This window comes from Mesorhizobium sp. M0058 (assembly GCF_040323095.1).
Lineage (GTDB): Bacteria > Pseudomonadota > Alphaproteobacteria > Rhizobiales > Rhizobiaceae > Mesorhizobium.
On record NZ_JAMYUQ010000014.1, the window covers coordinates 38,610 to 53,489 of the forward strand.

At 64.4% G+C, this 14,880-nt stretch carries 11 protein-coding genes; 4 read left to right on the forward strand and 7 right to left on the reverse strand.

Annotation, left to right across the window (positions count from 1 at the left end; all coding sequences use genetic code 11):
• Window positions 1-213: 213 nt before the first annotated feature.
• Window positions 214-1,206 (forward strand): adenosine kinase, encoded by a 993-nt coding sequence (locus NKJ75_RS23640; RefSeq protein ID WP_023692653.1) that lies wholly within the window; start codon window positions 214-216, stop codon window positions 1,204-1,206.
• Window positions 1,207-1,277: 71 nt separating this feature from the next.
• Here NKJ75_RS23640 and NKJ75_RS23645 read toward each other — a convergent pair whose 3' ends face one another.
• From NKJ75_RS23645 to NKJ75_RS23655, 3 genes are all read right to left on the reverse strand, one after another.
• A complete protein-coding gene (locus NKJ75_RS23645) occupies window positions 1,278-2,351 on the reverse strand; it encodes a diguanylate cyclase domain-containing protein (protein WP_352500266.1) in 1,074 nt (357 codons plus the stop codon).
• A gap of 124 nt (window positions 2,352-2,475) precedes the next feature.
• On the reverse strand, window positions 2,476-4,755 hold the full coding sequence (locus NKJ75_RS23650) for an NADP-dependent malic enzyme (RefSeq protein ID WP_023685127.1): 2,280 nt from the start codon (window positions 4,753-4,755) through the stop codon (window positions 2,476-2,478).
• A 142-nt stretch (window positions 4,756-4,897) separates the two neighbouring features.
• The gene (locus NKJ75_RS23655; RefSeq protein ID WP_352500267.1) at window positions 4,898-6,079 is read right to left on the reverse strand and encodes a glycosyltransferase family protein; all 1,182 of its coding nucleotides are present in this window, start codon (window positions 6,077-6,079) and stop codon (window positions 4,898-4,900) included.
• A gap of 165 nt (window positions 6,080-6,244) precedes the next feature.
• On the opposite strand from NKJ75_RS23655, the gene mutS reads away from it, so the two are divergent.
• The 3 genes from mutS to NKJ75_RS23670 all read left to right on the forward strand — a co-directional run bounded on the left by mutS (window position 6,245) and on the right by NKJ75_RS23670 (window position 10,133).
• The gene (mutS, locus tag NKJ75_RS23660; RefSeq protein ID WP_352500268.1) at window positions 6,245-8,974 is read left to right on the forward strand and encodes a DNA mismatch repair protein MutS; all 2,730 of its coding nucleotides are present in this window, start codon (window positions 6,245-6,247) and stop codon (window positions 8,972-8,974) included.
• A 73-nt stretch (window positions 8,975-9,047) separates the two neighbouring features.
• Complete coding sequence (locus tag NKJ75_RS23665) at window positions 9,048-9,512, forward strand: nuclear transport factor 2 family protein (RefSeq protein ID WP_352500269.1); 465 nt, start codon at window positions 9,048-9,050, stop codon at window positions 9,510-9,512.
• 66 nt (window positions 9,513-9,578) lie between these two features.
• A complete protein-coding gene (locus tag NKJ75_RS23670; RefSeq protein ID WP_023685131.1) occupies window positions 9,579-10,133 on the forward strand; it encodes a TetR/AcrR family transcriptional regulator in 555 nt (184 codons plus the stop codon).
• A gap of 4 nt (window positions 10,134-10,137) precedes the next feature.
• Here NKJ75_RS23670 and NKJ75_RS23675 read toward each other — a convergent pair whose 3' ends face one another.
• The 4 genes from NKJ75_RS23675 to NKJ75_RS23690 all read right to left on the reverse strand — a co-directional run bounded on the left by NKJ75_RS23675 (window position 10,138) and on the right by NKJ75_RS23690 (window position 14,821).
• Window positions 10,138-10,896 carry an MBL fold metallo-hydrolase gene (locus NKJ75_RS23675; protein ID WP_023685132.1) on the reverse strand — a complete coding sequence of 253 codons (759 nt, stop codon included), beginning with the start codon at window positions 10,894-10,896 and terminating at the stop codon, window positions 10,138-10,140.
• 52 nt (window positions 10,897-10,948) lie between these two features.
• Window positions 10,949-11,794 carry an aldo/keto reductase gene (locus tag NKJ75_RS23680; protein ID WP_023685133.1) on the reverse strand — a complete coding sequence of 282 codons (846 nt, stop codon included), beginning with the start codon at window positions 11,792-11,794 and terminating at the stop codon, window positions 10,949-10,951.
• A gap of 92 nt (window positions 11,795-11,886) precedes the next feature.
• Window positions 11,887-12,270 carry a CopM family metallochaperone gene (gene copM, locus NKJ75_RS23685; protein WP_023685134.1) on the reverse strand — a complete coding sequence of 128 codons (384 nt, stop codon included), beginning with the start codon at window positions 12,268-12,270 and terminating at the stop codon, window positions 11,887-11,889.
• A 43-nt stretch (window positions 12,271-12,313) separates the two neighbouring features.
• The gene (locus NKJ75_RS23690) at window positions 12,314-14,821 is read right to left on the reverse strand and encodes a heavy metal translocating P-type ATPase (RefSeq protein ID WP_352500270.1); all 2,508 of its coding nucleotides are present in this window, start codon (window positions 14,819-14,821) and stop codon (window positions 12,314-12,316) included.
• Window positions 14,822-14,880 lie beyond the last annotated feature (59 nt).

Below are 14,880 nucleotides of genomic sequence, written 5' to 3' on the forward strand. Positions count from 1 at the left end.
AGGGTGCTTCCAGCGCTTGATCTGAGGCCAAGCTTGTAGGCGACCCGGCGGTCAGATGCTTCGGCCACGGTCGAACTGTGATGGAGCCTCGTCCCAGGCGCGCGCGCCGGCCTGGGCGGCAAAGGGTGGAAATCGGTTGCCATTTTTCGGGGTGATGCTGTAGACCCGCCCGGGCGCGGCAGAAAGCCGGCAGGTTCCAAGGCGGAGACATTGATGCCGGATTTTGACGTGCTTTGCATCGGCAATGCCATTGTCGACATCATCGCCCAGTGCGACGACGCTTTTCTCGAGACCAACGGCATCATCAAGGGTGCGATGAACCTCATCGACACCAAGCGCGCCGAGCTGCTCTACAGCCGCATGGGGCCGGCGATCGAGGCCTCGGGCGGCAGCGCCGGCAACACGGCGGCGGGCGTCGCCAGCTTCGGCGGCCGCGCCGCCTTCTTCGGCAAGGTGTCGAACGATCCGCTCGGCGAAATCTACGCCCATGACATCCATGCCCAGGGCGTTGCCTTCGACACCAGGCCGCTTGAGGGACAGCCGCCGACGGCGCGCTCGATGATATTCGTCACCCCCGATGGCGAGCGTTCGATGAACACCTATCTCGGCGCCTGCGTCGAACTCGGCCCGGAAGACGTCGAGGCCGACAAGGCATCCGGCGCCAAGGTTACCTATTTCGAGGGCTATCTGTGGGATCCGCCGCGCGCCAAGGAGGCGATCCGGCAGACGGCGAAGCTCGCACACGAGGCCGGGCGCGAAGTGTCGATGACGTTGTCGGATTCGTTCTGCGTCGACCGCTACCGGGACGAGTTCCTCGAGCTGATGCGCTCGGGCACTGTCGACATTGTCTTTGCCAACAGCCACGAGATCAAGTCGCTCTACCAGACAAAATCCTTCGACGAGGCGCTGGCGGCTATCCGCAAAGACTGCAAGATTGCCGCCGTCACCCGCTCCGAAAAAGGCTCAGTGATCGTGCGCGGCGACGAGACCGTCACCATTCAGGCGACGACGATCCGCGAACTGGTCGACACCACCGGCGCCGGCGACCTCTATGCCGCCGGTTTCCTCTACGGCTACACCTCGGGGCGCAGCCTGAAGGATTGCGGCGATCTCGGCTCGCTGGCCGCCGGGCTGGTGATCCAGCAGCTCGGGCCACGGCCGCGGCAAAACCTGCGCAGCGCGGCCCAATTGGCGGGGTTGCTGTAGGGCCGTCTTTCGGCGCGCAGCGCCGAGCCAGATGAGGGGTTCCCGCCGGATCAGGCTGTCCGGCGCTCCGCTCAGGCGGTGCGGCGAAGGTCGTCGGACGTAGGCCCGGGTTCCAAAGCCCCGGCGGTGACCAGCCGGTTGCGGCCGCTCTTTTTGCCGATGTACATCAGTCGTTCGGCGAGCGTTATCAGCGCCTCCGAATCGGACGCTTCCGCCGGGTAGATGGCGACGCCAACGGTGCAACCAACATGGATGGCTCCATTCGGCGTCGGCACCTTGATCCGCAGCTTTTCCAGGATACGTTCGGCGACGCCCACGGCCTTCTGTCGGGCCCGGCTAGCCTCTCCTGAAAACAGGAATGCGAACTCGTCTCCACCGAGCCGCGCCACGAAATCAGCGCTGCGCAGGATGGTGCGAAGCTGACCCGCCACCTCCTGCAGCAGCGCGTCGCCGGCCTCGTGGCCGAGCGTGTCGTTGACCTTCTTGAACCTATCGAGGTCGATGAACAGCAGGCCGGCCGCCTGGCCGGTGCTGTCGCAGCGGTCGATCACCGACCTCAGCTCGTTGTGAAAGGCGCGCCGGTTGGGCAGGCCGGTCAATGCATCGTGGTTGGCCGAATGATCGCTCTGCTGCTTGGCCAGCTCGATCTCGCGCTTTTGTACGGAGAGTTCCTCATTGGCGGCCTTGAGTTCGAGCAGCAGTTCGGCATTGAGATCCTCGACTACCTTACGGTCGCTAATGTCGACGACGAAACCTTCGAGGAATTCGAGTTCGCCGGCACCATCCCAGACCCCGCCTCCGATCTCGCGCACCCAGAGCGGCTCGCCGACCTGTGGCACGATGCGGTAGTCGACGTTCCAGTTGCAGCGCGCCTCGAGCGCGGTATCGACGGCGGCATAGACCGCAGCGAGATCATCCGGGTGGATCGCCGAGACATAGTCGCGCACGGCATTTTGAATGAAGTCGCTCGGCCGATAACCGCTGACGGTTAAAATGCCGTCGCTGATGTAGAGCATGGTGTAGGACGCATCGTTGCGGCAACGGTAGAGATAACCGTCCATGCGGCCGGTGATGCTCAGCAGCGCATCCAGGCGCTCGTCGTGATAGACCCCCTGGCCGACCACAGATGCCGTGTCATGCTTCATGGCCGCACCCCCGTTTTGGCGGTCTGAGCGCGCCGCCAATGCCATAAGGCCATAGGGGGCGAGAACGTTCCCTATAGCAGCCGAATATTATCAATCTCTTATGCGTTGGCGATTTTGCCGCCAATCAGGCTCCCGCGCTATAGGCCGCGATCGCAGCCATGTTGACGATGTCCGAATCCTTGGCGTTGAGCGAGACGATCTGGACCGGTTTGTTCAAGCCGACCAGCAGCGGGCCGATGACGGTGGAGCCGCCGAGTTCCTGCAGCATCTTGGTCGAGATCGAGGCCGAGTGGAACGCCGGCATGATCAGCACGTTGGCCGGGCCGGTCAGCCGGATGAACGGATACTGCGCCATGGCACGGGCGTTCAACGCAACGTCGGCGGCCATCTCGCCGTCATATTCGAAATCGACGCGGCGCTTGTCGAGGATACGCACCGCTTCCTGCACCCGCTCGGAGCGTTCGCCCTGCGGGTGGCCGAAGGTCGAATAGGCAAGCATGGCGAGCCTCGGCTCGTAGCCCATGCGGCGGGCAAATCCCGCCGCCTCTTCGGCGATGTCGGCGATCTGTTCGGCATTGGGCATGTCGTGCACGGCGGTATCGGCGACGAGGACTGTTTTGCCCCGCGCGAGCACGATGGAGACGCCGATGACGCGGTGTCCGGGCTTGGCGTCGATGACGCGGCGGATATCGTCAAGCGCCGTGGAATAGTTGCGGGTGACGCCGGTGACGATGCCGTCGGCATCGCCCAGCGCCACCATGCAGGCAGCGAAATGGTTGCGGTCGTTGTTGATCAGCCGCTGGCAGTCGCGGAACAGGAAGCCTTTGCGCTGCATGCGCTCGTAGAGATAATCGGTGTAGATGCCGTTGCGGCGCGAAAGCCTGGCATTGATGATCTCGATGCCTTGCTTGTTCAGGTCGATGCCGGCGTGCCTGGCGTTTTCCTTGATTACATCGTCGCGGCCGAGCAGGATCGCGGTGCCGAGCTTCTGGTTCACATAGGAGACGGCGGCGCGCATCACCTGTTCTTCCTCGCCCTCGGCAAAGACGATGCGCTTGGGCTGGCGGCGGACGCGATCGTAGATGCGCTGCAAGGTCGAAGCGATCGGGTCGCGGCGGGCCGACAGCTCCTGCGCGTAGCGGTCGAGGTCGAGGATAGGCTTGCGGGCGACGCCCGACTCCATCGCCGCCTTGGCCACCGCGAGCGGGATGGCCGAGATCAGGCGCGGATCGAACGGCACCGGGATGATGTAGTTGGGGCCGAATTTCGGCCGGTTGCCCTGATAGGCGGCGGCGACATCATCGGGCACGTCCTTGCGCGCCAGGTCGGCCAGCGCTCTCGCTGCGGCGATCTTCATGTCGTCATTGATGGTGGTGGCCCTGACATCCAGCGCACCGCGGAAGATGTAGGGGAAGCCCAGCACATTGTTGACCTGGTTGGGGTAGTCGGAACGCCCGGTGGCCATGATGGCATCGGTGCGGATTTCGGCCACTTCCTCCGGCGTGATCTCCGGGTCGGGATTGGCCATGGCGAAGATGATCGGGTTCTTGGCCATCGACTGCACCATCTTGGTGGTCAATGCGCCCTTGGCCGACAGGCCGAGGAAGACGTCGGCGCCGTCCAGCGCCTCGGCCAGGCTGCGCGTGTCGGTCTTGACCGCATGCGCCGACTTCCACTGGTTCATGCCTTCGGTGCGGCCCTGGTAGACGACGCCCTTGGTGTCGCACAGGATGATGTTCTCGGGGGCAAAGCCCATCGCCTTCATCAGTTCGATGCAGGCAATGCCGGCGGCGCCGGCGCCGTTGCAGACCATTTTCGTGGTCTTCATGTCGCGGCCGGTGATCTCCAGCGCGTTGATCAGCCCGGCGGCCGAGATGATGGCGGTGCCGTGCTGGTCGTCATGGAAGACTGGGATGTCCATCAGTTCGCGCAGCCGCTGCTCGATGATGAAGCATTCCGGCGCCTTGATGTCTTCCAGGTTGATGCCGCCGAAGGACGGCCCGAGAAAGCGCACGCAATTGATGAACTCGTCGGCATCCTCGGTGTCGACCTCGAGGTCGATGGAATCGACATCGGCGAAGCGCTTGAACAGCACCGCCTTGCCTTCCATCACCGGCTTGGAGGCCAACGCGCCGAGATTGCCGAGGCCGAGAATGGCGGTGCCGTTGGAGATGACGGCGACCATGTTGCCGCGCGTCGTGTAGTCGAAGGCGCGGCTGGGGTCTTCGGCAATGGCCAGCACAGGAACCGCGACACCCGGCGAATAGGCGAGGCTCAGATCGCGCTGCGTCGCCATCGGCTTGGTGGCGACGATCTCCAGCTTGCCGGGGCGGCCCATGGCGTGGAATTCCAGCGCCTCCTCGGCGCTGACGGAGGGGCCGCTATTTTCGGTTTTCTTGGCCATGATGCTTTTGATTTCCTCGCCGGTGTCGCCCCCTTGAGACGGGTGCGTGTTTTTGAAACTTCTGGATCAAGGCTACACGCCACCGCTGTAAATCGCCAAGCGATCTTCACGCCCGCAGCGAATCTCCCGAAGTCGAACGGCGTCACGTCGGCTCTGGCTCGCTGACGAAGGCAGCGATTTCGCGCACCGTTCCCCGCCGCATCATGCCGTCTGTGCCGGGGAAAGGCCACGTCTCGATGGGTGGCGCACGGCTTCCCTTGCGCCGCAGCAATGCAGTCAGGAACGCCATGAGTTCGATGCGCTGGGCGTGAACCTTCTCCAGCGTGCGGCGGCGGATGTGCTGACGCGGTATGGCACGATCTCGCAGCGTCTCGACGGCGCGGCGAATGGCAGCCGGTTCCGGATCGGCGACGATGCAATAATCCGGATCGAAATAGACGTCGCGACCGCCAAGGCTCGGCGTACTGACGATCGGCAGGCCGGCCATCAGATATTCCATCGAGGAGTACATCGCTCCTTCCACGGCCGACAGGCACAGCCCGACGGCGGCCTGGTTGTAGACGTGGTTGACCTGTTGCGCCGTCAGCTTGCCCGGCCAGCCGTCGACGAGCGGATTGGCGATCTGGTGGAGCGGCGAACGCGCCTGCAGTCGCCGAACAAAGGCGCGGGCGGCAACCGGCGGCAATTCGCCGATCGAATAGGTGATGTGGGCCAGCCGCTCTATGTCGAAGGCCAGGTGATGGCGTTTGATCGGCGAGATGCGGCCATTGTAGACCGCGTCGAATTCGACCGGCACGTCCCGCAGCTGCCGGAATATATCCTCCGACACCATCAGATTGTGGTTGGAGAAGATGGCATTGCCGCCCGCAGCCGCGACGAGACGGCGCTCTTCCTCGGTGTTGCACAGGAAGATGATTTCGTGCAGCGGAAACCGGCCGGCATACCAGGCGAGATCGCGGCCCATCCGGGCGATGACAGCCGGCCGCTCCATGGTCCAGGTCTGCATCGTCAGGAAGGTGACGCGCCGTCCCGCCAGGCGCCGGCCAAGGGCCGCCAGCGGATAGAGCGGACGGGCTCCGCCAATCGGGACATAGAGCACCAGCGGGTCGCGGCTGAGCAAATGCAGCGACATCTCGATGCCGCTATCGAGATCGGACAGCGGTCCCCGTGTCGGCAGGAGGAAGGGGACGCGCTTGCGCACTGTCCCCCTAAGCTTGCTTTTGGTGCGGTGGACGCGCCGCGCCGCCAACAGCAGCAGGCGCTCAAGCGCCGATCCAGCCGGACCGACCAGCTCTTCGAACGCCTCCTGTTTGTCCTGATCCATGCCGCTTATCCCCGCCATGGCGATCATAGGGTCTGGTTGGCGCCCGAAGCAACCAACGGCTTCACCCGGCGTAGAGGGAGCACAAGCCGCCGTCGAGGCCGGTCGTCCCCTGCTTTTCGGGCCGCCGGCATTAAACCCCGCACCCACATCTGCTAGCGTGCGGGCATGAACATGCACACTTCAGCAGAAACCGACGCCCCCGAGGTGACACCGCCTGCGCCCGTCGGCAGCGTCACGCCGATGATGGAGCAATATATCGAGATCAAGGCGGCGAACCCGGATTCGCTGCTGTTCTACCGCATGGGCGATTTTTACGAGCTGTTCTTCGACGACGCCGAGAAGGCGAGCCGGGCGCTGGGCATCGTCCTGACCAAGCGCGGCAAGCATCAGGGCCATGACATTCCGATGTGCGGCGTTCCGGTGCATGCGGCCGACGACTATCTGCAAAAGCTGATCGGCCAAGGTTTTCGCGTTGCCGTCTGCGAGCAGATCGAGGACCCGGCGGAAGCCAGGAAGCGCGGCGGCAAATCGGTCGTACGCCGTGACGTGGTGCGCCTGGTGACGCCAGGCACCATCACCGAGGATAAATTGCTGGCGCCGTCGGAATCGAGCTTCCTGATGGCGCTAGGGCGGGTGAAGGGCGGCAACAGCGGTGACGCCTTCGCCCTGGCCTGGATCGAGATCTCGACCGGCGTCTTCCGCGTCGCCGAAACCACGGCCGACCGCCTGCTGGCCGATGTCTTCCGCGTCGACCCGCGCGAGCTGATCGTCGCCGAGCCGGTGTTTTACGATCCCGAGCTGAAGCCGGTGTTCGACGTCATCGGCCGCGTCGCCAGCCCGCAGCCGCCGTCGCTTTTCGATTCGGCTTCGGCAGCGGGGCGGATCGCGCGCTTCTTCGAAGTGGCGACGCCTGACAGTTTCGGTGCCTTCTCGCGCGCCGAATTGTCGGCGATCTCGGGCGCCATCGCCTACGTCGAAAAGACGCAGAAGGCCGAGCGGCCGCCTTTGTCGCGTCCCGAACGCGAGGAGCAGGGCTCGACGCTGTTCATCGATCCTGCGACACGCGGCAATCTGGAACTGTTGCGCACGCTGTCGGGCAGCCGCGACGGCTCGCTGTTCAAGGCTATAGACCGCACGGTCACCGGCGGCGGCGCCAGGCTGCTCGCCGACCGGCTGATGGCGCCGCTGACCGATCCGGCGGCGATTGCTGCCCGGCTTGATTCGGTATCGTTCTTCCGCGCCGAGACGCGGCTCTGCCAGGCGGTGCGGTCAAGCCTGAAGAGCGTCGCCGACATGCCGCGAGCGCTGTCGCGGTTGGCGCTCAACCGCGGCGGCCCGCGCGACCTCGGCGCGCTGCGTGCCGGCTTTGAAGCGGCGGGCGCCATTGCCGAACTGTTCGGAACGACCGTCCTGCCCGCTGAGCTGACCGCGGCACTTGCCGCGATAAAGGCGCTGCCGCGCGCGCTGGCCGAGCATCTGACCCAGGCTCTTGGCGAGGAACTGCCGCTGCTGAGGCGCGACGGCGGCTTCGTGCGTGGCGGCTACCATGCCGAACTCGACGAAATGCGGGCGCTGCGCGACGAATCGCGCAAGGTGATCGCCGGACTGGAGCGCTCGCTGATCGAGGAGACCGGCATCCGCTCGCTGAAAATCCGCCACAACAATGTGCTGGGTTACCACATCGAGGTGACCGCCAACCACCATTCGATCATGACCGGAAGCGACGGCGCCAAGGCGCGCTTCATCCACCGCCAGACCATGGCCAATGCCATGCGTTTCACCACGACCGAACTTGCCGAACTCGAGACCAAGATCGCCAATGCCGCCGACCGGGCGCTGAGCATCGAGCTTGCCGCTTTCGATACGCTGACGACAGAGGCGGTCGCCGAGGCGCAAAAAATTCGCGCCGGCGCCGATGCGCTTGCCGTACTTGACGTGTCGGCGGCGCTCGCGCTGTTGTCGGAGAGTGAAGCCTGGTGTCGGCCGCTGGTCGATTCCAGCCTCGCCTTCGATATCTCGGGCGGACGCCATCCGGTGGTGGAACAGGCGCTGCGGCGCTCGGGCGAAGGGCCGTTCGTCGCCAATGATTGCGATCTGTCGCCGCAAGACGGGGCCAAGGCCGGCGCGATCTGGCTGCTCACCGGTCCGAATATGGGCGGTAAGTCGACCTTCCTGCGGCAAAACGCACTGATCGCCATCCTCGCCCAAACCGGTTCCTTCGTGCCGGCGACGTCGGCCCATATCGGCGTTGTCGACCGGCTGTTCTCGCGGGTCGGCGCCTCGGACGATCTGGCGCGCGGCCGTTCGACCTTCATGGTCGAGATGGTAGAGACGGCGGCGATCCTCAACCAGGCCGGCGAACGGGCGCTGGTGATCCTGGACGAGATCGGTCGCGGCACCGCCACGTTCGATGGCCTGTCGATCGCCTGGGCGGCAGTCGAGTATCTGCACGAGAAGAACCGCTGCCGGGCGATCTTCGCCACTCATTTCCACGAAATGACGGCACTCTCCGGCAAGCTGCCGCGACTGCACAATGTCACGATGCGGGTTAAGGAGTGGGAAGGCGACGTGGTCTTCCTGCACGAGGTCGGCAAGGGTGCCGCCGATCGCTCCTATGGCGTTCAGGTCGCTCGCCTTGCCGGTCTGCCGGAAGCGGTGGTCGGCCGGGCCAAAGAGGTGCTGCATCAGCTCGAGGAAGGCGATGTCTCCGGCAAGGCCAACCGGCTGGTCGACGATCTGCCGCTGTTTTCGGTGGCAATGAAGCGGGAAGCGGCAAAGCCTGCGAAGAGCGACGCATTGGGCGCAGCGCTGGGTGAGATCAATCCAGACGAGATGACGCCGCGCGAGGCGCTGGAAGCGCTCTACCGGCTGAAGGGGCTGGCGGGGAAAACCTAGTCCGATTTCAGCCTTGACCAATTGTACCGTTTGGTACAATGCTCGCCATCGCCTTTGCCGATGGGAGAGTGACATGAGCCGTCCGCCGCTGCCGCCCTTCACCGCCGAGACCGCCGCGCAGAAGGCGCGCATGGCCGAAGACGCCTGGAACAGCCGCGACCCAGAACGGGTTTCGCTCGCCTATACGCAGGACAGCACCTGGCGCAACCGCGCCGAGTTCGTCTCGGGCAGAAATGAGATCGTCTCCTTCCTCACACGCAAATGGGCTCGCGAGATGGACTACCGGCTGATCAAGGAGGTCTGGACCTGGAACGACAACCGCATCGCGGTGCGCTTTGCCTATGAATGGCGCGACGACAGTGGCCACTGGTTCCGCTCCCACGGCAATGAGAATTGGGAATTCGACGCGGCCGGGCTGATGCGTAGGCGCGTCGCCAGCATCAACGACCTGCCGATCGCCGAGGGTGAGCGCAAATATCACTGGCCGCTCGGCCGCCGACCGGACGACCATCCCGGCCTGTCCGAACTCGGATTTTAGAATATGATCCCTAGAGCTGTGTCGCGGTTTTCGGCAAAGATCATGCTCAAGCGGAAAAACTAGCGCATGCGCAGGATCGCGCCCGATCGCGCCGATTTGCTCTCCATCATCGGCGAGGTTTTCCGCGAACACGGCTATGAAGGGGCGAGCCTGGCGCGGATCGGTGCGGCGACCGGCCTAGGCAAAGGCAGCCTTTACCACTTCTTCCCCGGCGGCAAGGAAGAGATGGCGGCGGCTGTCATTGCCCATATAGATGGCTGGTTCGAGGAGAATGTCTTCGTGCCGTTGCAGGACAGGGCCTACCCTCGCACGGGTATCGATCGGATGTTCGAAGCGACCGACAGCTATTTCCGCTCGGGACGCCGGGTGTGCCTCATCGGCGCCTTCGCGCTGGACGAATCCCGCGACCTCTTCGCCATTGCGATCAAAAGCTATTTCGGCCGCTGGGTGGCGCATCTTGCCGAAGCGCTGACCCGAAGCGGGCACAGCGCTGCCAGGGCGGACGAACTCGCCGAAGAAACGGTCGGCGCCATCCAGGGCGCGCTCACGCTGGCGCGCGCCTTCGACGACACCGCAGTGTTTTCGCGCGCGTTGCGACGGGCGCGGGCGGCGCTCGGCTAGAGTGCTACAAGGGCTCGAAGCGGAAAGCCGTCTCGGTTCGAAAAACCCGGCCGACGCCGGGCGAATCAAGATGCGCGCCGGCGACGTAGCAGTCGTTGTTGGCCGCAAGCGCCAGCATTTGCAACCGGCTTGCCCTCGCCTGCTGCTGGTCTGCGTCGAATTCCCACGTGATCTCGGGTCGAGCGAATTGAAGCGACGGCACATGTACGATGTCGCCCCAGATCAACAGTGTTTCGCCTGCGCTCACAACTCGAAAGCAAGTGTGGCCGGCTTCATGGCCAGCGGAGCCGATCGTATCGATGTCAGCGCTGACGCGCTGTCCAGCATCGAGAGGCTGGGCGCGATCGTGGAAGCATTCCAGCCTCGCCACGTCGCGAAACATGCCGAGCTCAGCGCGCGGGACAAGCAGGCGAGAGAGCTGCGGGAAGCCGTCGCCACCATCGGCAAGGATGAGCCCGTGTATATGGTCGAGATGGGTGTGGGTGAAAGCAACAGTCCGAATCCGGTCGGTGGCGATCTTCGCCTCGCGCAGCGCCTCGGGCAGGTGCCCCATTGTCGGGTGCCAGGCGTTCGAAGCCCCTGTGTCGATCAGCGTGATGTCGTCGCCGTCATCGATGGCGAAGGCGTTGACCGACAGCCTGAGCGCACCGTCGACGAGCGGTACATGCGAGGGCAGGTTGTCACCGAATGTCCGGTCTCCGGGCTGGCGCAGCCGCCTGATTGGCATGTCGACGTAACCGTCGCGCAGCGACGTGACCGTCATGGCTCCGACTCTATACGCCGTATGATGATACCCGGTCGAAACCCGTTCCAATCTAGATCATCTCCAGCCCGCGCTTGCGCGTCGGCGGTGGAAAGGCGCGGTCGAGTTCGGCGAGGTCTTCGGCCGTCAGCTCGATGTCGAGCGCGGCAACATTCTGGCGGACATGCTCCTGGCTGCTCGCCTTCGGGATGGCGATGACACCGGGCTGCGCCATCACCCAGGCAAGCGCGATCTGTGCTGCCGTGGCGTTGTGGCGGGCGGCGATGGTTTCCAGCCTGGAATTGCGCGCCAGCGCGCCCTGCTCGACCGGCGAATAGGCCATCAGCGGGATGCCGCGCTGCCGGCTCCACGGTGCGAGATCGAATTCGGGGCCGCGCCGCGACAGATTGTAGAGCACCTGGTTGGTCTGGACATGATTGCCAGACGACAGGCCGGTCAGCTCCTCCATTTCGTCGGTGTCGAAATTGCTGACACCCCAGTGGCGTATCTTGCCGGCCTCCTTCAGCGCCTCGAAAGCCTCGACGGTTTCAGATAGAGGCACACTGCCCGGCCAGTGCAGGAGATAGAGATCGATGCGGTCGGTGCGCAGGCGCTTCAAGCTGTTTTCGCAGGCCCGCGCCACGCCGGCGCGCGAGGCATTGGACGGCAATACCTTGGAGACAAGAAAGAGTTCGTCGCGGCGCCCGGCAATGGCTTCCGCTACCACCTCCTCGGCGCCGCCGCTGGCATACATTTCAGCGGTGTCGATCAACGTGATGCCGAGGTCCAGCCCGAGCTTCAGGGCATTGACCTCGCCGGCGCGGCGGCGGGAATCCTCGCCCATCTTCCATGTGCCCTGTCCCAGCACCTGGACGGCCTCGCCCGAAGGCAGTGTGGTGGCTCTTATCGTCGATGGCATGTGGGCTCCTGGCGCCGTGTAATCGATGCGAATGGCATCACAAGCACGGAGAGAAATCCAGAATGAATCTCTCCGGCATGGCCGTTGCTGCCTTACTTCGCCGGATGGGCGGCGAGCCAGGCCTGCATCTTGGCGATCTCGGCTTCCTGCGCGGCGATGACATCTTCGGCCAGCTTGCGGATTTCGGGATCCTTGCCATTGGCGAGTTCCACCTTGGCCATGTCGATCGCGCCCCGATGATGCGGGATCATGCCGCGCACGAAATCGACATCGGCATTGCCGGAATATTCGATCATCATGTCGGTGTGCATCTTGTCCATCGCCGCCTTGTAGCCGTCGGTCGAAGGACCTTGCGCGCCCATCGCGCCCATGTCGTGTTTCATCTCTTCGGATTGCGCCGGGACGCTTTCGAGGAAAACGGCAAGCAGCATTCCCGCCGCCATCATCAAAAGCACGATCTTCTTAGCCAAGGTCATCCATGATCTCCTGTTGATTGATATTCGTATCTGGGGGCTTTGCTCAGAGTTTCAACGTCCGCAGCCGCAATGCGTTGGCGATGACCGAAACCGAAGACAGGCTCATGGCCGCCGCCGCCAGCATCGGCGACAAAAGCGTGCCGGTGAGCGGATAGAGCACGCCGGCGGCAACCGGCACGCCAAGCACATTGTAGAGGAAGGCGAAAAACAGATTCTGGCGGATGTTGCGGATCGTCCCCTGGGCGAGCGTTCGGGCCCTGACGATGCCGTTGAGATCGCCCTTGACCAGCGTAATGCCGGCGCTCTCGACAGCGACATCGGCGCCGGTGCCCATGGCGATGCCGACATCGGCGCTGGCCAGGGCCGGCGCATCGTTGACGCCGTCGCCGGCCATGGCTACGCCGGCACCTTTCGCACGCAACTCCTCGACAAGGGCTGCCTTTTGTTCCGGCAGCAGGCCGGCGCGCACCTCGTCAATGCCAAGGCTTTTGGCGATGGCGCGCGCCGTGCATTCATTGTCGCCGGTCGCCATGATGATCCGCAAGCCTCTGTCGTGCAGCGCCCTGATCGCCTCGGCTGTCGTTGCCTTGACCGGATCGGCGACCGCGACAATGCCGGCCAGTTTTTTGTCCACCGCAACGAACATCGCCGTCTTGCCTTCTGCCTGCAGCGCCTCGGCCCTGGCCGACAGGGAAGCGGTGTCGATGCCGACATCGGCCATCATGGCGGCGTTGCCGAGCGAAACCTTCCTGCCAGACACCGTGCCGGATACGCCCTTGCCGGTGACGGCGTCGAAGCCGCCGGCCTCAACGAGCGTCAGGCCGCGTTCGCCGGCGCCGCCGACAATGGCCTCGGCCAGCGGATGCTCCGAGCCTTTTTCCAGGCCGGCGGCGAGCGCCAGCAATTCATTCTCAGACAGGCCTTCGGCAGCGACGACATCGGTCAAGCGAGGCTTGCCTTCGGTCAAGGTGCCGGTCTTGTCGACGATCAACGTGTCGACCGAAGCGAAGCGCTCGAGCGCGGCCGCGTCCTTGATCAGCACGCCCGCGTGCGCCCCGCGCCCGGTGGCAGTCATGATCGACATCGGCGTCGCCAGGCCGAGCGCGCAGGGGCAGGCGATGATCAGCACCGAGACCGCCGAGACGATGGCAAAGATCAAGCTGGGTTCGGGACCGAAGATCGCCCAGGCGGCAAAGGCCATGAGCGCGACCAGCACGACGGCCGGCACGAAGTAGAAGGAGACGCGATCGGCTAAACCTTGAATCGGCGCGCGCGAACGCTGCGCCTTTGCGACCAGCTCGACGATGCGCGAAAGCGTCGTTTCGGAGCCGACCTTTTCGGCGCGCATGATCAGCGAACCGTTCTTGTTGAGCGTGCCGCCGGTCAAGGCATCGCCTTTCGTTTTTTCGACCGGCAGCGGCTCGCCCGAGATCATCGATTCGTCGATGGAGGAACGGCCTTCCGTTACAGTGCCGTCGACCGGCACGGCGTCGCCCGGACGGAGGCGTAGGTGGTCGCCGGTCTTGACCGCAACGAGCGGCACGTCGGTGTCGGAGCCGTCCTCCCCGATCAGCCGTGCCGTCTTCGGCGCCAGGTCGAGCAGCGCACGGATGGCCGAGCCGGTCTTTTCGCGCGCCCGCAATTCGAGCACCTGACCGAGGAATACCAGCGCGACGATGACGGAAGCTGCCTCGAAATAGACCGGGACGGTGCCGCCATGGCCACGGAACTGATGCGGAAAGATGTCCGGAAACAGTGCGGCGACGACGCTGTAGAGGTAGGCCGCACCCACACCCAGCGAAATCAGCGTCCACATGTTGGGGCTGCGGTTGACCAGCGACTCCCAGCCGCGGTGGAAGAAGGGGAAGGCCGCCCACAGCACCACTGGGCTGGCCAGCGCCAATTCCAGCCAGACCATCGTTCGCCCGTCGACAAACGCCTGGAACGTCAGGCCGAGCATCGGCGCCATGGCAACGATCAGCAGCGGCAGGGACAGCACCGCGCTGACCCAGAACCGTCTGGTGAAGTCTACCAGTTCGGGGTTCGGGCCCTCATCGCCAGTGGGAACGCCCATCGGCTCAAGCGCCATGCCGCAGATCGGGCAGGAGCCGGGCTTGTCTCTTATCACTTCGGGATGCATCGGGCAGGTGTATTGCGTGCCTTTCCGCACTGGCGACGGCGTCGGCCTGTCACCGAGATAGTTTTGCGGCTCGGCCTCGAACTTCGCCCGGCAGCCGGCCGAGCAGAAATAGAAACCCTGGCCTTCGTGGCGGAAAAAATGCCTGGCGGTAGCGCGGTCGACACTCATGCCACAGACGGGGTCGGTGGCGGTCAGGTATTTTTCGGGCCCGGCGACGAATTTCGTACGGCAACCCTCGCTGCAGAAGTGAAAAAGACGGCCGCCATGCTCGGCCGTCGGCTTGCCGGCTGCCGGATCGACGCTCATGCCGCACACCGGATCGCGCACCACGGCTTCGGCGGCCGGCTCAGCAGCCTTTGCCGCACAACAGCTGCCATCGGCCGCGTGGTGGTGATGCTCGGAATGCGCCATCGAAAAGTGCCTTATATCTGTCTGGGTGAGGAGGTAGTGCTTCCAGTAACTGGAAGGTC

What these genes read in the sequence shown, in the direction of transcription:
- NKJ75_RS23640 (WP_023692653.1), top strand. Translation starts at nt 214, where the DNA reads ATGCCGGATTTTGACGTGCTTTGCATCGGCAATGCCATTGTCGACATC.
- NKJ75_RS23650 (WP_023685127.1), bottom strand. Translation starts at nt 4,755, where the DNA reads ATGGCCAAGAAAACCGAAAATAGCGGCCCCTCCGTCAGCGCCGAGGAG.
- NKJ75_RS23675 (WP_023685132.1), bottom strand. Translation starts at nt 10,896, where the DNA reads ATGACGGTCACGTCGCTGCGCGACGGTTACGTCGACATGCCAATCAGG.
- NKJ75_RS23690 (WP_352500270.1), bottom strand. Translation starts at nt 14,821, where the DNA reads ATGGCGCATTCCGAGCATCACCACCACGCGGCCGATGGCAGCTGTTGT.
- NKJ75_RS23670 (WP_023685131.1), top strand. Translation starts at nt 9,579, where the DNA reads ATGCGCAGGATCGCGCCCGATCGCGCCGATTTGCTCTCCATCATCGGC.
- NKJ75_RS23655 (WP_352500267.1), bottom strand. Translation starts at nt 6,079, where the DNA reads ATGGATCAGGACAAACAGGAGGCGTTCGAAGAGCTGGTCGGTCCGGCT.
- mutS (WP_352500268.1), top strand. Translation starts at nt 6,245, where the DNA reads ATGAACATGCACACTTCAGCAGAAACCGACGCCCCCGAGGTGACACCG.
- NKJ75_RS23645 (WP_352500266.1), bottom strand. Translation starts at nt 2,351, where the DNA reads ATGAAGCATGACACGGCATCTGTGGTCGGCCAGGGGGTCTATCACGAC.
- NKJ75_RS23680 (WP_023685133.1), bottom strand. Translation starts at nt 11,794, where the DNA reads ATGCCATCGACGATAAGAGCCACCACACTGCCTTCGGGCGAGGCCGTC.
- copM (WP_023685134.1), bottom strand. Translation starts at nt 12,270, where the DNA reads ATGACCTTGGCTAAGAAGATCGTGCTTTTGATGATGGCGGCGGGAATG.
- NKJ75_RS23665 (WP_352500269.1), top strand. Translation starts at nt 9,048, where the DNA reads ATGAGCCGTCCGCCGCTGCCGCCCTTCACCGCCGAGACCGCCGCGCAG.